Source organism: Hymenobacter sp. UYCo722, assembly GCF_040547115.1.
In the GTDB taxonomy this organism is placed as follows: Bacteria; Bacteroidota; Bacteroidia; order Cytophagales; family Hymenobacteraceae; genus Hymenobacter.
This window is the reverse complement of the sequence record NZ_JBEPPC010000005.1, coordinates 115012-131571: the sequence shown is the minus strand read 5'-3', so window position 1 is coordinate 131571 and position 16560 is coordinate 115012. Positions and strand designations below refer to the sequence as shown.

The 16560-nt window shown below is 60.8% G+C and carries 11 protein-coding genes; 5 read left to right on the top strand and 6 right to left on the bottom strand.

The genetic code is table 11. From position 1 onward, the window contains the following. Positions 1–124: 124 nt before the first annotated feature. The 3 genes from ABIB44_RS13640 (at position 125) to ABIB44_RS13630 (ending at position 4050) form a co-directional block, all read left to right on the top strand. Entirely contained in the window at positions 125–1444 is a 1320-nt protein-coding gene (locus ABIB44_RS13640; RefSeq protein ID WP_354585198.1) for a glycosyltransferase, read from the top strand. A 72-nt stretch (positions 1445–1516) separates the two neighbouring features. Continuing rightward, positions 1517–1987 (top strand): YdeI/OmpD-associated family protein, encoded by a 471-nt coding sequence (locus ABIB44_RS13635; protein ID WP_354585197.1) that lies wholly within the window; start codon positions 1517–1519, stop codon positions 1985–1987. A 176-nt stretch (positions 1988–2163) separates the two neighbouring features. Next, positions 2164–4050: an alpha-amylase family glycosyl hydrolase gene (locus ABIB44_RS13630; protein WP_354585195.1), complete on the top strand. Its 1887-nt coding sequence runs from the start codon at positions 2164–2166 to the stop codon at positions 4048–4050. 216 nt (positions 4051–4266) lie between these two features. On the opposite strand, the gene ABIB44_RS13625 is transcribed toward ABIB44_RS13630, so the two are convergent. Further along, the gene (locus ABIB44_RS13625; protein ID WP_354585194.1) at positions 4267–4968 is read right to left on the bottom strand and encodes a hypothetical protein; all 702 of its coding nucleotides are present in this window, start codon (positions 4966–4968) and stop codon (positions 4267–4269) included. A 116-nt stretch (positions 4969–5084) separates the two neighbouring features. Then, entirely contained in the window at positions 5085–5570 is a 486-nt protein-coding gene (locus tag ABIB44_RS13620; RefSeq protein WP_354585193.1) for a hypothetical protein, read from the bottom strand. Positions 5571–6661: 1091 nt separating this feature from the next. Here ABIB44_RS13620 and ABIB44_RS13615 point away from each other — a divergent pair. Then, positions 6662–8353 carry a sensor histidine kinase gene (locus tag ABIB44_RS13615; protein WP_354585192.1) on the top strand — a complete coding sequence of 564 codons (1692 nt, stop codon included), beginning with the start codon at positions 6662–6664 and terminating at the stop codon, positions 8351–8353. A gap of 69 nt (positions 8354–8422) precedes the next feature. Further along, positions 8423–8890 (top strand): sensor histidine kinase, encoded by a 468-nt coding sequence (locus ABIB44_RS13610; RefSeq protein ID WP_354585191.1) that lies wholly within the window; start codon positions 8423–8425, stop codon positions 8888–8890. 247 nt (positions 8891–9137) lie between these two features. Here the strand turns inward: ABIB44_RS13610 and ABIB44_RS13605 are convergent, their stop codons facing one another. Genes ABIB44_RS13605 through ABIB44_RS13590 form a run of 4 tightly spaced genes read right to left on the bottom strand, consistent with a single transcriptional unit; the run spans position 9138 to position 16049 of the window. Further along, positions 9138–10004, bottom strand: coding sequence for a metallophosphoesterase family protein (locus ABIB44_RS13605; RefSeq protein WP_354585190.1), 867 nt, complete (start codon positions 10002–10004; stop codon positions 9138–9140). Then, complete coding sequence (locus tag ABIB44_RS13600) at positions 9997–11352, bottom strand: sodium:solute symporter family transporter (protein ID WP_354585189.1); 1356 nt, start codon at positions 11350–11352, stop codon at positions 9997–9999. The genes ABIB44_RS13605 and ABIB44_RS13600 overlap by 8 nt, the downstream gene beginning before the upstream one ends. A gap of 10 nt (positions 11353–11362) precedes the next feature. Continuing rightward, positions 11363–12817 carry a SusD/RagB family nutrient-binding outer membrane lipoprotein gene (locus tag ABIB44_RS13595; RefSeq protein ID WP_354585188.1) on the bottom strand — a complete coding sequence of 485 codons (1455 nt, stop codon included), beginning with the start codon at positions 12815–12817 and terminating at the stop codon, positions 11363–11365. Between the two features lie 16 nt (positions 12818–12833). Then, positions 12834–16049 (bottom strand): SusC/RagA family TonB-linked outer membrane protein, encoded by a 3216-nt coding sequence (locus tag ABIB44_RS13590; protein ID WP_354585187.1) that lies wholly within the window; start codon positions 16047–16049, stop codon positions 12834–12836. Between the last annotated feature and the right edge of the window lie 511 nt (positions 16050–16560).

Sequence of the window (16560 nt, the reverse complement as noted above, 5' to 3'; positions counted from 1 at the left end):
ACCACCGCTGGAAAGGAAATTTCGGCGAGATGTGGCTCGCAGGCCGTAGCATTGGGGAAGTTTTCGGCGAACGGCGCGCTACCCCGTATCCGCTCCCTGGTTGCCGTTCCCCACTCAGCTGCCCATGAATCCGACCGAATTTTCCGTCCTGCTCCTGGCCTGGGACGACGCCGACCCGGCCGTGGTCGTGCTCGGCGGCGCTGCCCTGCCTCCTACCCTGCCGCTGGTTTACCAGCTGGCCGCCCGGCACCCGGTGCTGGCCGTGTACCCGCATTTGCCGGTGGCCGATGCCGGGCCCACAGCTGGAGCCCCGGCATCGGCTGCCACTTCCGAAATGGGTGTTATCCCGCCGCCAGCCTGGCCCGAGCCGGGCATTATCCCCAACCCGCTCGATGCCGATGCCAGCGGCCCGGGCGTGCACCTGCTGCCACCCACCGACCCGCCGGGCCCCGGCGCGCTTCCGGCGGCCGGCGGCTCCCGCCTGGTGGGGCTCGATGACTTGCTGCCCACCATCCAGGGAGTACTTCCCACTTCGCACAGTCTTTCGCTGGTGCCGGGGGCAGCGCGCGGCTTGGCAAGGCTACCAGCGGCCCAGCTCCCCACGGCCGCCCGCAGCCAGTGGCCGGCGCGCAGTGGGCCGGCGCTGGCGGGGGCCTGGCAGGCTCCCGCCGCGCCATACGCGGGGGCCGCTGCCACTTCGCCAGCCGCAGTTCCGGCTTCGTCCTACGCAACTGTTCGCGAGTCCTTCCCGCCGCCGCCGCCGGCCCCGCCCCGCCCCCATGCTTTTGCTGAAGCGCGGGCAGTTGCGCTAACACCAGCGGCCGTTGCCACTTTGGGTACGCAGGCCGTTTCGGCCGCCGCAGGGCGCTCCGATACGGCCGTGCCAGCGCCGTTCGATGAGCCCGTAACGGAAATGGGAGCCGCCGAAGCCCGCGACCTCGACGCCCCCGAAGACGACCTCGTGCCCGATACCGCCCCGCCGGGCACCACGGCAGCCGCCGCTGGGGCCCCGGCCGCCGCGCCGGTGCCCGCTCCCGAGTGGGCCGTGCGCCAACCGACCCTGGAGGGCCTCAACTTTCGCATGATTCAGTATGCCCGCCAGGCGGCGCAGCTGGTGGATGGCCGCCACGATTTCGACGTGATTTATGCTCCGGCCTGGCCCGCCTGGCTGGCGGCGCTCGAAATTCGCAACCAGACGGGCCGGCCGCTGGTGCTGTACGTGCCCGCGCTGGCCAGCGCCACGGCCCCCGCCACCGAGCGCGGCTGGCTGCTGGGCGTGGAGCGCATGGCCCTGCGCCGCGCCACGCTGGTGCTGGTACCCGATGCCGAGGTGCTGCGCCAGCTGCGCAACCTTCACGCCGACACCCTGGACGAAGTCCGCATCGTGCCCGCCGCCGATGAAGCCACCGTGCAGCTGGTGCTGGCCGAAGTAGCCCTGGGCTGAGGACGCGGCCAGAGTGAGTTGCGCCTAATTGGTTTTCTTTGCGCTCCCACTGGCCCCAATCCCCTCGCCCTTATGCAGCCCGAACACGAATTTGAAGCAGTTTTAGAAGCCGGCGACGGCGATGGCGGCGTGTTCGTCGTGGTGCCGTTCTCGGTACCGGAGGTGTACGGCACCCGGGGCCGGGTTCCCGTGCAGGTCACTTTTGATGGCTATCCGTACCAGGGCAGCATTACGCCGCTCGGCGACGGCCACCACGCCCTGCACGTCCTCAAGCAAATCCGCAAAGCGGTGGACAAGACCATCGGCGACACGGTGCGCGTGACGCTCTCGCGCGACGTAGCAGAGCGCCAGATGGAGGCCCCCGCCGACCTCGCCGAGCAGCTTGCCCGGAACCCCAATGCCGCCGCCTACTTCGCCAAGCTGGCCTACACCCACCAGCGCGAATTCGTGCGTTGGCTCGAAGGGGCCAAAAAACCCGAAACCCGCACCCTCCGCCTGGCCCAAACCATCGAGCTGCTGGGCCAGGGCCGCAAGCGGGGGTAGCACGACATTGCCAGAACGATAGTAAAGGGACATCATGCTGAGTGCAGCCGAAGCATATCTACCGCAACAGTAAATGATTACTACTACACGCGAGATGCTTCGGCTGCGCTCAGCATGACGTCCCTAAGATTGAATATTCTACAAAATACTCTGTCAGTCCCCCCCGACTTCCACCCATGAAAAACCGCTTCCTGCTGCCGTTCCTGGCCCTGCTGCTCCCTCAATTAGCCAAGGCCCAAACCGCCGCTATCGACCGCGTGAACCCCACCAACTGGTGGGTAGGCATGAAAAACCCCCGCGTGCAGGTGCTGGTGCACGGGCCGGCCGCAGGCACGCTCAGCTACAGCATCAACTACCCCGGTGTGAAGCTGGTGAAAACCAACACCGTCGAGAACCCCAACTACGCCTTTCTCGACCTCGTCATCAGCCCCACCGCCAAGCCCGGCCGCGTGCCGATTACCGGCAAAAAAGGCAGCCAGACGGTAACCCAAACCTGGGAAATCCGGGCCCGCGACAAGTCGCCCAAAGGCCAGGGCGTAACCGATGCCGACTTCATCTACGAAGCCATGATTGACCGCTTCGCCAACGGCGACCCGGCCAACGACAAGTTCGCCGACATGCGCGATACCAACCTCGACCGCGCCAACCCGTTCTTCCGCCACGGCGGCGACCTGGCCGGCGTGGCCCAGCACTTCCCCTACATCAAGGAACTGGGCGCGACCGCCGTGTGGCTGACGCCGGTAACGGAAAACGACCAGCCCCTGACCAACGAGGGCGGCACGATGCGCGCGTCCTACCACGGCTTTGGCTTTACCGACCAGTATAAGATAGACCGGCGCTTCGGCGGCAACGCGGGCTACAAAAGCTACGTGCAGCAGGCCCACGCCGCCGGCCTGAAGGTGGTGCAGGATGCCGTGTACAACCACGTGGGCAACACCCACTGGATTTTGCAGGACCTGCCCATGAAAAGCTGGCTGCACCAGTGGCCCACTTACACCAATACCACCTATAAGTACGAGCCCATCACCGACCCGCACGCCGCCCCGAGCGACCGCAAAGTCACGCTCGACGGCTGGTTCGTGCCCTTCCTGCCCGACCTCAATCAGCAGAACCCCTACGTGGCCAACTACCTGATTGAAAACGCCCTCTGGAACGTGGAGAATTTCGGCATCGACGCCTACCGCATCGACACCTACATCTACAACGACCAGCCCTTTATGAACCGCTGCAACGCGGCGCTGCTGGCCGAGTACCCGCGCATCCACATTTTCGGCGAGTCGGCGGTGCACAACGTGGTGGACCAGGCCTACTACACCCGCAACAAGATTGATTTTCCGTTCAAGTCGAACCAGCCCGGCGGGCTCGATTTCGTACTTGAAGACGGCTTCCTGGCCGCCCTGAAGGAAGTAGGTACGCCGGCCGCGACCGGCTGGGACGGCGGCGCGCAGCACCTGTACCAGACGCTGGCCAAAGATGCCGTGTACGAGAACCCCAACCGGCTCGTCACCTTCCTCGATAACTTCGACCACGACCGGTACCTGTCCGTCATCGGCGACGACCTCGACCGCTACAAGATGGGCCTGACCTGGCTACTCACCACGCGCGGCATTCCGAGCCTGTACTACGGCACCGAAATCCTGATGAAGAACTTCAAGGACCCCACCGACGCCGAGGTGCGCAAGGATTTCCCCGGCGGCTGGCCCGGCGATGCGGCGAACAAATTCACGGCCACCGGCCGCACTGCCCGCGAAAACGAAGCCTTTGACTTCGTGAAAAAGCTCGCCACCTACCGCCGCGACCACCCCGCCCTGCACTCGGGCAAGCTGATGCAATACCTACCCCAGGACGGCCTCTACGTGTACTTCCGCTACGATGCCACCGGCACCGTGATGGTTGCCAGTAACACCACCTCCACCCCCGTCAGCCTGCCCACCGCCCGCTTCGCCGAGCGCATGGCCGGCTTCACGAAGGCCCGCAACGTGCTGACGGGCGAGAGTTTGAACAGCGTGGCGACACTAGCGCTGCCCGCTAAAACCGCCGTGGTGCTGGAGTTTGGGAAGTAGCGGCCTGTTCCGCCTGTTTTTTACAGGGAGAAGGGCCCGCCAAATGGGTCCTGGATTGCTTATGAAACTCATCCCCAGTGGGTGTTTCGTAAACTTTAATTCGTAGACGCGTTTTGTAAACTCGCCCAGCACGGCAGTAGCTTGCGGGCCACCTGGTATCGGGCGGCTGCTAGTGTTCACCAAAAAGTAGGTTTTCAGGCAGCGGCTGGGGTTCAGTTACGGGTGTGCTGGGGTCAGGAGTGCCTGGCCGTGGTAGAAAAACCACTCGTCCTCAAACCCCCGACGCCGGCTGCCCCGCGTGGTGCGGTACCAGATGCCACGCAAGCGCAACTGCTGGTCCACCTCCAGACCGCCCACCTCGGGCCAGTTGGTCGACGAGGTTACCGTTGCCAGCTGGTAGTGGTAGAGCGTGTCGGTTGTGCCGGGCAGGGGGGTAACGGCGAACAGGTACGTTTCCAGCCGGGTGTAGCAGTTATGGTAGCGTCCCGTGCGGGCGGTATGGAGCGTGTCGCGCAGGTCCAGCAAGGGGGTCTCGGCCGCTTGGCAAGGCATGCTCCCGTCCAACGCGATGGACCCCAATTCGGGCCAGTACCGCAGCTGCTGCCCACTGCGGCGAACCAGCAGGTCCAGCACGACGCGCCTGGCCGCGTTGGCCAACGACCCCGGTCGAGGCACCAAGCCCTGCACGACTTGCAGCCGCACGTACGCGCCGGCCACGCCCGGGCCGGGCACCAGCGGGTACGAGACCACCACGCTGAAAAACCGGGCCTCGCCCCGGGCCCCGTCGTCGATGCTGCGAAACACGGCGGTGCGGCTTACTTCCGGCGGCCCGGGTGCCCGGGATACGCTCCCGGGAGGCCCGGGCAGCTGCAAGCCCATCAAGGCACACAGCGCAGCCAAACGGAGCAGGTGCGCCATAGGTGGGCAATTTACTATATTTTCTACTCGGGGCATCCGTTCAGCCAATCGGTTCATTTTGATGAAGTAATGCCGGGTGTGTTTCTCTTCAACGCGCCACGTTCGGGCCGTTCCAGCTAGAACTGCACCGAGGTGAACGTACCGTTCGTGATGGTGGTGTACGGCCCCGGAATCGAACTGCTCGAGGCACTGACCCTGCCGGCGAAACTACCGGAAAAGCGGCCGCTGCCGGTCGCGGTCAGCGTAAAGCCCTGGCTGGCAAAATTGTAGGCTGAGGTGTTGCTGTTGGTGAAAACCAGCAGGTTGTTCAGCAAAAACGTGTCGTCCGAGGAGCCGGGCACTTTGTAGAGGAGCAGGTTGAGCCGCACGACTCCCTGTCCGGTCTGCGTCGGCATCAGGTCGAGCGTGAGAAAATCGTAGGCCGTGCCGCCTATACTGCCCGCGCTGCGCGTAGCGGTGACGTGGCCGCTGGTGAGCGTGCCATCGAGCTGGAAGCTTCCCGTGCTCAGCGCCGGCGCTGCGGCTTCTTTCTTGGAGCAGCCGATGGTGCTCAGGAACAAACAAATGACTAGTAAGGGCGTGGCAAGTAAGCGTAGGCTCATGACAAAGTGGCTTGGGTAGAAAGGGATTGCTAAATGCTATCCGCCAGGTAATGACGGGGTCGAAAATAAACGTGCTGCGTTTGATAAAAAGAGCGAATGCTTCAACGACCTCCTCTTTTAGTTTTTCGATGGGATATCCCGAACGCTGGTTATGATGGCGTCAGTAGGGCGTCCGGAGCGACGAAAGGCAGCGGTGTCTATTTTCACGGCCGACCTCGACGCGGTGCGCGGTGGAGCAGTGGCCCCTTTAGAGTGAGGTAATCCTTTCTTTGGGGCGGTGTTAGGTGCAGGAGTTGGCGTTGTTTGGGCGGAAACAGGACCGCACAGGGCCAATAGCGCCATGCCAAGCAGGAAAAAGGAGTTGGGTTTCATAATCAGGGAAAGGGGGCAAGGGTGAAGATACTGACCACAAGCTGTATTGACGTTCATTCAAACGGTGACACAAATAAATTTACCGATTTCCAACCTTTCCAGGCGCTACCTCCACGCCAGCATCAGCGCCACCGAGCTTGGCTGGTACAGGCGAAGGGCGGACCCAAATACGGTTCGGGCTGGCGCTGCTGCCCGTGCACTTAGCGGCCCTGTTCGTGGGTGTTCAGAAAGCCGACGAGCAAAAAATACGCGTGGCTTCCGGTTCAGCAATGCCCCGGTCCTGCTTTCTATCAGCCTGGGTATCTTTTTTGGCAGTATCTACTTGGCGGCTTCCAATAAGCACTTTGCCAAAGCCATCGAAGCCTACAATAGATAATTTCACTATTGCCCTAAGGTCCGGGGTCCGTTTCTGCCCACAGGGCTCCCAAGAGTAACGGGCACAAATGGGCTTAGTGCCTGTCCAAATAAGCATGAAGGCTCTTTTTTTACCTATTCGGCTGAGCTCTTAGAAGGCCGCAGCCCGTCATAGTTATTGCTATCGGAATGCAAGTAGCGTATTAGAAATACTAATAATAATTCATATATTACAATAAATTAAGCATAATTCGTATATTGTCGGAACGCAGCAGTTCCAACGTCCCTAGCGCGGGCAGGACCTGCTGGCCGGCCCACCACAACGGGCACAAGGGTCGAAGCAACTCCTTCGTCAACTCACTGCCATGTTCACTTCGCCCGTGGTGTCTGCAATAAAATCCGTTTTTTTGCTGCTTGTGCTACTGGCCGGGCTTCCGCTGGGTGGGCTCCGAGCCCAGCCCCAACCCCAATCTGATACGGCCGGCGTAATCGTGCGCCGGTTAGGGGCCAACGGGGTACCCCTCGATAAGGGTTGGAAATTTCACGCGGGCGATGACCCCGCCTGGGCCCGGGCCGACTTTGATGACCGTGCTTGGCTGCCCATTAATCCTGTCCGGCCCCGGCGCCTGCTGCCGTGGCGCGCCCAGCGGGGCATCGGGTGGCTGCGCCTGCGGTTCCGCCTAAGCGACAGCCTGCGCCAGCGGGCGCTGCTGCTCCGGGCCTGGCAGCAGGGAGAGGCGTTCGAGCTATACCTGAACGGGCAACTCGTGCAGCGCGCGGGCATCGTGCACGCCGTGCCCGCGCGAGTGCACCCCGCCGGCACCTTCCACGAGCCGGTAGAGCTGCCGGTGGGGCGCGCCGAACAAGTGCTGGCCGTGCGACTGGTCCCTTGGGAGCCGCCATATCTGTTGGGGCTGCTCGAAAACAGCCTGTTGCGGGTGGAACTGATGAACGGGACACAATACCGTCACCGGTCCGCCGGGTACCGGAGTGCCGGCATCAATTTTATCGTGGTGGCCGGGATTTACGGGCTGCTGACGCTGCTACACTTTGCTTTCTTTCGCTACAACCCCGCCCAACGCGCCAATCTGTACTTCGCCCTCTATGCCTTGGCCCTCACCCTGGCTTCGGTGGGTTTTTTCTACGGCTGGACGGTTCCTTTGCCGGAGCTGAGCTCGTACGTTTTCATCACGGTCCTGTCGTGGACGCTGGTGGTGCTGAGCAGCCTCGCCGTGGTGCGGGCGCAGTACGCGCTGTTTGGCTTCCGGCCAGGCAAGCTTTACGCGGGCTTGTGGGTGAGCGGCGTGGTGCTGCTGGTTTCCTACGCGCTGATTATCATGTCCGGGGCCGACTACTTTGCCGTGCTGGCGTTCATGGCGCTCACCATTGCCGAGCAGCTGCACATCACCGTTCGGGCCTTGCGCCAGCGCCGGCGCGGGGCCTGGATTATTGGTACTGGGTTTGGCTGCGAACTGCTGTCCGTGGTAGTAATTGTGGTGCTGCTGGCCACAAAAGCCGACATTTCGGTGGCGGTGAACATCTTGTTTTACCCCCTGGTACTGCTGCCGCCCGCCCTGAGCATTTCGCTGTTTCTGGGGCGCGAGTTTGCGCTCGACAGCCGCCTTTTGCAGGTGAAGCTGCGCGAAGTTGAGCAGCTCTCGGCCCAAACGCTGGCGCAGGAACAGGAAAAGCAAGCGCTGCTGGCTCAGCAGAACGAGATGCTGGAGCATCAGGTGAACCAGCGCACCCGGGAGCTGCAGCGCTCTCTTTCGGACCTGCGCACCACCCAGGCCCAGCTTCTGCAGAAGGAGAAAATGGCCAGCCTGGGCGAGCTCACGGCCGGCATCGCCCACGAAATTCAGAACCCGCTCAACTTCGTCAACAACTTCGCCGAAGTCAGTGCCGAGCTTGTAGCCGAACTGCGCGAAGAGCAGGCCAAAGGCCCAGCTGCCGATGCCGCGCTACAGGAGGAAATTTTCGAGGACCTGGCCCAGAACCTGGGCAAAATAAGCCACCACGGGCAGCGGGCCGCAGGCATCGTACGGGGCATGCTCTAACACTCTCGCGCCAGCACCGGCGAGCGTCAGCCCACCAACCTCAACGCGCTGTGCGACGAGTATCTCCGCTTGGCCTACCAGGGACTGCGAGCCAAGGACACGAGCTTTAATGCGGAACTGCGCACGAATTTCGCCCCTGGCCTGCCGCTGGTCGACGTGGTGGCCGGCGACATGGGCCGGGTACTCCTGAATCTGTTTAGCAACGCTTTTTATGCCGTGCACCAGCGCGAGCAACTGCACGAGGCCGGCTACCACCCCATGGTCAGCGCCAACACGCTGCAGGTAGGCCAGCAGGTAGAAATCCGGGTGGGCGACAATGGCTTGGGTATGCCCGCCAGCGTGCAGCAGAAGATTTTTCAGCCTTTTTTCACCACCAAGCCCGCAGGTGAGGGCACGGGCCTGGGGCTCTCCCTAAGCTACGACATCATCGCCCAGGGCCACAGCGGCACGCTCACCGTCGAAAGCCAGGAGGGGCAGGGAGCAACCTTCTGCATCGGGTTGCCCACCAGCAAACCCGCCGAACGGCAACTGGCCTGACCGCCCCCACCCTACCCGGCAAAACCGCCGTGGCGCTGGCGCTGCTGAAGTAGCGGCTCGACTGGCACAATGCCAGTCAATAAGAGCAAAATAAGTTATCTAAAATGGCTGTTACCCCCATTCAAAGTTCACGGAACTCGTCGCTGAATTGAGTTTTGCGAACTTTGAATGGGGAACAAGTTTGTTAGGCTCTACCTGGGCAATAAGCCCCTTTTCGAAGTGCTTACAGGCTTCTACAGGCGTTGGTTTACAAAAAAGAGCCGTTTAGTTCGGTAGCTTCATTATGCAGCGTAATGACTTGACCCTGAAGAGCCTTCTCTGCCGCTGGCAAAACTTCGCAGTTATCCCAGATGCCCGTTAGAAGCGTGTGCGCATAGGAATCGGGCAGCCCATTGGCCCGCATCAACTCATGCGCCCTACCGTTGTCGTAGGTAAAGGCGTGAAAGCTGTAGCTAAACCGACCATTAGCATCATCGAGCAGCAGGTACCATACCCGCGGGGTGCCATCGTTGGCGGGCATCCCAATCACGCCCGCGTTGAGCCAGCATTGACCGGCACGCTCATCGGCAAAGGGTAGTCCGGCGTGGCCGGCCAGTACCACCTCGGCACTGGTAGCGGCAAAGCTGAGTTCTTTCACCGGCCAGGGGGTAGAAGCGAACACAAAATCGGCGATGCCGGTGGCCGCACCGTGCAGCACGGCTACCGCCTTGCCCGCATATTGGAATGACAGCTGGAGCGGCAGCGTACTTAGCCAGGCGACCGAGCCCGCCGAAAGGCTCCGCACCGCGTAGGGAAACCAGGCGCGGGAGAACACATCACACCGGCTGCCCTCTTCGAAGTTACAGCCGCAGTCGTCTTCGCCCCGGATGATATTCTGCTCTACATTGCCCTGAATCGCGTGCACGCCCCAGTCTTTCACAAACTCCACCGCTGCTTCGGGTTGGGCGCAGTAGCCCACGATGTCACCGGTGCAAATGATGTTGCCCGCTGGAATCTGCAGCTGGTCGGCAATGTCTTTGAGCGACTCCAGGGCCTGGAGGTTCGAGTAAGGCCCCCCGAAAACGAGCAGCCGGCCGCTTCGCGTGCCGAGGTCTTTGGGAAGTGGGCTATCCATTAGTGGGTCTTTTTTGGAGCAGCGTACAGAGCCCGAATACTGCGAAACAGAAACCCGACGTAATCAGGTTCGCGCTCAGCAGCTCTCCGTATTTGCCGTCGCCTAGGTGCATGGAATCGGGCAGGGAAAACAGCGTCAGCAAACCGCCCAGCACCAGCCCACCGATTACCGACAGGTGAAAGGCAAGGCGCGGCACGGGCACATTCCAGAACAAAAACACCGGTGCCAGGCCCAGCACCAGCGTCCCGCTGATGGTGGTAGCCGACAAAATGGCGGGGTTGAAAAATACCGGGATGGTGCCCAGTACCGTTAAAACCACCATGGCCCACCGCCCTCTCGATACGCTGGGCTCGGCCGCTTTGCTCAGGTCGATACTGACCAGTTTGGAGAACGAAGCCATGGCCGAATCGAGGGTCGAAGAGGCGGAGGTAACCATGATAAGGTTCATCAGCAGCAGCATCGGCACCCCGAAGTAACGCGCCACGGCCACCGGGGCTTCGCCGGTGAGGGCGTTGAGCTTGGCGAATATGCCCACGAAGCTGAAAAAAATGATGCAGCCCGCGCCGATGGCCCCGGCCCAGAGGTACGACCGCAGTGTCGTGCGCGTGTCGGTGATAAACCCGCGGTCGGTGAGCACCGGGTCGTGAAAGGGGTAGCTGAAACACTGCACCAAGGCCACCAGCAGCAAATCGACCCCCTGCCCAAGTGTCCATTCCCCGCTGCTCACAAAGGGCTTGAGGCTACCCCCGTACTGCGGCAGAATAAACCCTAGAATAACCGTTAGCAACACCACAAAGAGCGACATTTGAATCACATCGGTCATTAGCGAGCTGCTCATGCCGCCCTTGAGCGTGTAAGCCAGCGTGAGCAGGGTGAACACCACAATGGCCACGTAATATTCGGTCGTGCCCTGCACACCAAAATAAGAGCCGATGACAATGGTGTTGGACCAGATTTCGTTGTACAGCCGAATGATAATCAGGAAGGTAAAGACGACCACCGCTCCCGCGCCAAATTTCGATTCCAGAAAATGGTGGATGCTGCGATAGCCCCCCTTGTTGCGCATGGAGACGATGACAAAACCGGCCACCAGAAACGACAGGTAATACCCCGCGTAGGCCACGCCCCCCACCAGCCCGAAGCTTTGGCCCAGGTTGGCGGCATTGGTAATCGACTTGGCAAACAGCCAGGAGATGACCAGGCTACTCGTCAGAAAAACAGTATTGGGGGTACGCTCTTTCCGGGCTCCTCTGAAAAATTCGGCCGCCGTCCGCGACAGCGGGGACACGAAAAACATCGTGACGCTGGAGGCCAGCACCAACGCCCACTGCAACAGGGTTGTATTCATACGGGGATAATCAGCGCGCCCACCACACGGGCACGTTGATGCTGTTGTTCTGGGTTTTGTCGGCCGCTATTTTGTACTGCACCGAGTTTAGCGCACTTTCTGTGCCGGGGTAGGGCATTCGAACGGGAATCAGCCCGTTGTTGAGGCTGGCCGAAATCGTTTTCAGGCGGGGAAAACCCGTCCGGCGGTACTCGGTCCAGCCTTCATAGCCGTGGTTGATGTTAGTCAGCCATTTCTGCGTCAGTATCTGCTCGATGGGGTTCTGGCCATTCAAACCGTACGCCACCTTGTTGCTGGTGAGGTAAGTGGCGGGCAGCGCCGTGCCCCAGTATTCAAACGACTGGGTAATCCCTTGTTCATACAAGGCCTTCGCCGATGTGGATACGGATACCAGCTTTCGCTCGGCGGCTTCGGCCAGCCAGAAACTGGTTTCGGCCGCAGTCATATAGTTGGCCGATAAACGGTCCGAGTTTTCCCGGAAGATGGTGCCCGTCAACGAGTAATCGGCCAGCGAGATGGAGAGTTTGGAAGCATCCGGTCCGTTCAACAGGCCTTTGTAGGTACCCGGCTTGGCCGCCGTTGGGCGGAAATACGTCGCAATCCGGGGGTCGCTCAGTCCCGTGAGCAGTTCCTCGCTGGTTTTGGACATGATGAACAGATTGAAATCACCGACACGGGCGGTCGCCATGCGGAAATTGTTAGGCTGCGTCAGCGAGAATCGGTACGCGGCATTATCTGCATTCGTCTTGATGTAATTGCCTTCTGTCACAACTTTTTGAAGGGCAGCCTGCACGTTCACCTTGCCCGATATACGCATCAAGCTCTTTATTTTCAACGAGTTGGCAAACTTTATCCATTTGCTGAGGTTGCCCCCGTAGATGACGTCCCCATCGAGCGCCGTAATGCCTTTGTAATTGTTGATGGAGGCGATGCCCTTGTCCAGGTTGTCGAGGATGCCGCCGGGGGCCGTGTAGATGGATTCCTGACTGTCGTAGGCCGGCGTAACCACCCCCGCTTTGCCCTGGAGCGCTTCGCTGTAAGGCACGTCGCCGTACAGGTCCGTCAGCTCGGCGGCGATGTAGGCTTTCATAATCAGGGCCGGGCCTTCGTACACCCCGAAAGCCGCATTGGCGCGCGCTTTTTGCAGCACAATCTCGTTGTCGCGCAGGTTGCTGTACATAAACGGCCAGGGGTTGCCGCCGTACTGCGGTTCGCTCAGGCTGTGCCGGTCGAACAGGTTAAAGTCGATGGCCGTGAAGTACTGACCCAGCAAGTTGCCCGCCACGAAGGCTTCGTACGACATCTGTTCGCCGTAGTCGAAGGTGACTTTGCGGAACAGGAGCGACGGTTGCACGTCGACCGGCGCGTTGGGGTTCGTGTTGATGTCCTCAAAGCCGTCCTTGCAGCCGGGCAGAAAGCCAGTCAGTGCGGTCAGCAGGAGGAGGCTGGTTAATTTCAGTTTCATGTGCGGGTGGTGGGGCTTAAAAGTTCGCGCTTAGTTTCAAGCCCAGGTTGCGGGTGGTGGGGTAGGTCATGTCCTCGACGCCGGTTTGCATCTGGTTTTGCTGGAACGAGGTCTGCTCGGGGTCGAAGTGCGGAATGTGCGATAGGGCCAGCAGGTTCCGGCCGACCAGGGCCACGGTCAGCCGCTGCGTGTGCAGCTTTTTGGTCACCCAGGCCGCTTGGGGCACGGTGAAACCGAGGGTCACTTCCCGCAGCTTGACGTACGAGGCGTTGTAGGTACTGTTCTCCTCGTTGTTGCGGTCGTAGTACATGCGGTAGTAGGTTTCGGCCGGAATGGCTTTGGTGTTGGGCTGGTAGTTCGGGTTTTCGGGCGTACCCGTGTTCACCACGCCTTTGGCCACGATGCCCGCGTCGGGCCGGTCAGCCGTTTCAATCAGCTGGCCCGCCACGCCGGCCAGGGCCAGCGTGCGCGACACCAGAATGCCGCCCTGCCGCCAGTCGAGCAGAAAGCCGAGATTAAAATTGCCGACGCTGAACTGGTTCGATAGCCCCACCATGAAGTCGGGGTTGTAGTTACCCAGCTTCTTCAGGGTGTTGTCGGCAATGTACTGCCCGTTGCTGCCCACAATAAAGTCGCCCTGCGGAGTGCGCTGGTAGCCCGTGCCCCACATCGAACCCACCCGGTCGCCCTGCCGCACCTGGTACCAGACCGTCTGGTTCACGTTGTCGTAGATGCGGTTGTAGCCCAAAGTCAAGGTGCCGACTTCGTCGGGCAGGGAAACCACGGTGGTTCGGTTCAGGCTGAAATTCAGGTTCGTATTCCACCGGAAGCGGTTGGTCTGGATGGGCGTGGCGTTCACCACCGCCTCGATACCCCGCGACCGCACTTTACCCCCGTTGATGACCCGCTCGCTGTAGCCCGTCGAGTTGGCGATGGGCACGGACAAAATCTGATTGCTGGTGCGGGAATCGTAATAGGTCAGGTCGAAACCCAGCCGGTCGTGGAAGAAGCGGACATCCGCTCCTACTTCCAGCGAGGTAATGGACTCCGGTTTCAGGTTGGTATTGGCAATGGTGCTCTGGTCGCTGAACGCAGGCTGCGAAAAAACCGGGTTCCGGGAGGTATATACCCCCGCCGTCTGGTAGGGACTGGTGTCGTTGCCGACGTTGGCGACGCTGGCCCGCACCTTAGCAAAGGATACGACCGCGGGCAGCTGGAACTGGTTCGACAGCACCCAGCTGGCCGATGCCGACGGGTAGAAGAAGGCCGTGTTGGCCGTCGACGTTGGGGTAGCCAGGGCGCTCGACCAGTCGTTGCGCCCGGTGATATCGACAAACAGGACGTTTTTATATCCCAGCTTAGCCAGGGCGTACAGGCTGTTGATGCGCTTGCGGCCACTCTGCTGGTACACCTGCACCGGCGAGGCGGCGTTGTTGAGCTTGTACACGCCCGGCTGCGCCAGCGTCAGGGCCTGGAATTGGTCGAAGGAGGTTTGTTGGTCCAGGCGGTTGCCCCCGGCCGATACGTCGAGCGAGAACGAACCCAGGCTGCGGGTGTAATTCAGCAGAAAGTCGGTATTGATTTCCCGGAAGAAAACGGCGTTCTCGGCGTAAGCGCCGTTCTTGAAGCGGTTGCTGCTGAAGGCCCGGCGAAACTGGCGGTTCTCATTGGAGTAGTCCATGCCACTGCGCACCATCAGCGTCAGGTTGTTGGCCAGCTCGGCCGTGAGGGCCAGATTGCCGATGAGCCGGTCGCGGTTAAACGAATTCCGGTTTTCGTAGAGCGTAAAATACGGGTTGTCGAAGTAGGTATAGTTGTAGGAAAACTGCTGAATGCCCTCCAGCCCCGGCTGCCAGTACTGCTTCATGGCGTTGACATCGGTTTGGCGGCCCAGCCAGGCGCTCAGGGCGTAGTTGGTGTTTTCCGAGCCGTACTTGGTGGCGGGGCGGTTGTCGCTGCCGCTGTTGATGTAGTTGAGCGAGGAGCTAATTTTCAGCCGCCGGGTCGGGTCAAACTGCAGCCGGGCGGCCAGGGTCTTGCGCTTCAGGTCCACCCCCGGAATAATCGACTGGCTGTTGAGGTCCGTGTAGGAAAGCCGGTAGCTGCCTTTGTCGTAGTCGCCCGAAACCGCCAGGTTATTGATGGCCGTATGCCCCGTCTGGTAAAAATCGCGCAGGTTGTTGGGGTGCGACACAAACGGCGTCGGGGTGATGGGCAGGCCGCTGTATAGCTTCGTATCGGCGCCGCGCACCACCCGGCCGTCGGGCAGGGTCACGGGGCTGTCGTACTGCGGCGTCAGCACGCCTGCGTCCAGCTTCGGGCCGTAGCTGTACGAAATGTTATCGTTAATGCCCCCGCCCAGGCCGTCGCCGTACTTAAACGCCCCGCTGTTCCCTTGCCCGTAGCTGTTCTGAAAGCGGGGCAGCTGAAATGCCTGCTCGGCGTAGAAGGTGCTGTTGAAGCTCACGCCAATGCCTTTGCCCGCCCCCGAACCGTCTTTGGTCGTAATCAGAATGACCCCGTTAGCGGCCCGGGTGCCGTAGAGGGCCGCCGCACTCGGTCCTTTCAGAATCGATACCGACGCCACGTCGTCGGGGTTGATTTCGCCCGCCCCGTTGCCGAAATCGATTTCCTGAAACCCGTTGGCATCGTCGTCGACCCGGTTGACCACCGTGGCGTTGTTAATCAAAATGCCGTCGACCACAAACAGGGGATTGTTGTTGGTGAAGGACGATTCGCCCCGGATAACAATCCGCGACGACGACCCTACCCCAGTCGAGCCGCCCGTGACCATGACGCCCGCCACTTTACCCGATAAGTTGTCGAGAAAGTTGGCGGCTTTCACCTCGCTGACCTGTCGGCCATCCACCTTCTGCACCGCGTAGCCCAGACTCTGGGCGTTGCGCTCCAGGCCCAGGGCCGTCACGACGACCTCATTGAGGGCCGCGCCCGCTACCAGCTCCACCGTCAGGTCGGTTTGGCCCGTGTACTGGATTTCCTGCGATTTATAGCCCAGGTACGAAAATACCAGGATGTCGGCGGGCTGGAGGTTGGTCAGCGTGTACGTTCCCGCCGCAGTGGTGAGGGTGCCCACCTGCGTGCGTTTTACCTGCACGCTAGCTCCGCCAATCGGTTGTGACATAGCATTGTCTAAAACCCGCCCGCTGAGTTTCTGAGCGAATGCGGATGCGGATACCAGGGAAAGAAGAGTAATGAGTAGTAATGGTCGCATTTAGGGAAAGTATTAGCAGAGAGAAATTTCGGCAATTTACCACAAGAAGTGGTTTAGGAATGACGAACAGAAGCAGGACGTATCCTTTTTTGTTATGGCAGCCAAAACCAGCGGGCGTCGCCCGACAAACGGCATAAGGACGCCGACGGATTTACGGCCGTAGCGCTTACGCCCTCAAAGGCAATGCCCCCCATGTGCTGCTACGCCTGCAAAAACGCCTGAATTAGAACACGTTAAAGGCGTCTGAATATCTAATGCACTAGCAATATTCTGTTCAGCATTATGAGTAGTTAGCCGACAGAAAGAAACCAGCCGGGTTAATTTCATTTTCTCACCCCCGCTCGGCCAGGGCCGTGGCCTTATCAGGTTCGTGCACGCTGGCCACCAATTGCTTGGCGGGCACGAGCCGCAACAGATTCTCCATGATGGCGACCCCTAACTAGCCCTTGGCTCCGGTGATGCCAAGCACGGCAGTGAAATTTGAGGAGGATGATGCGAAGTGATTGGGGGA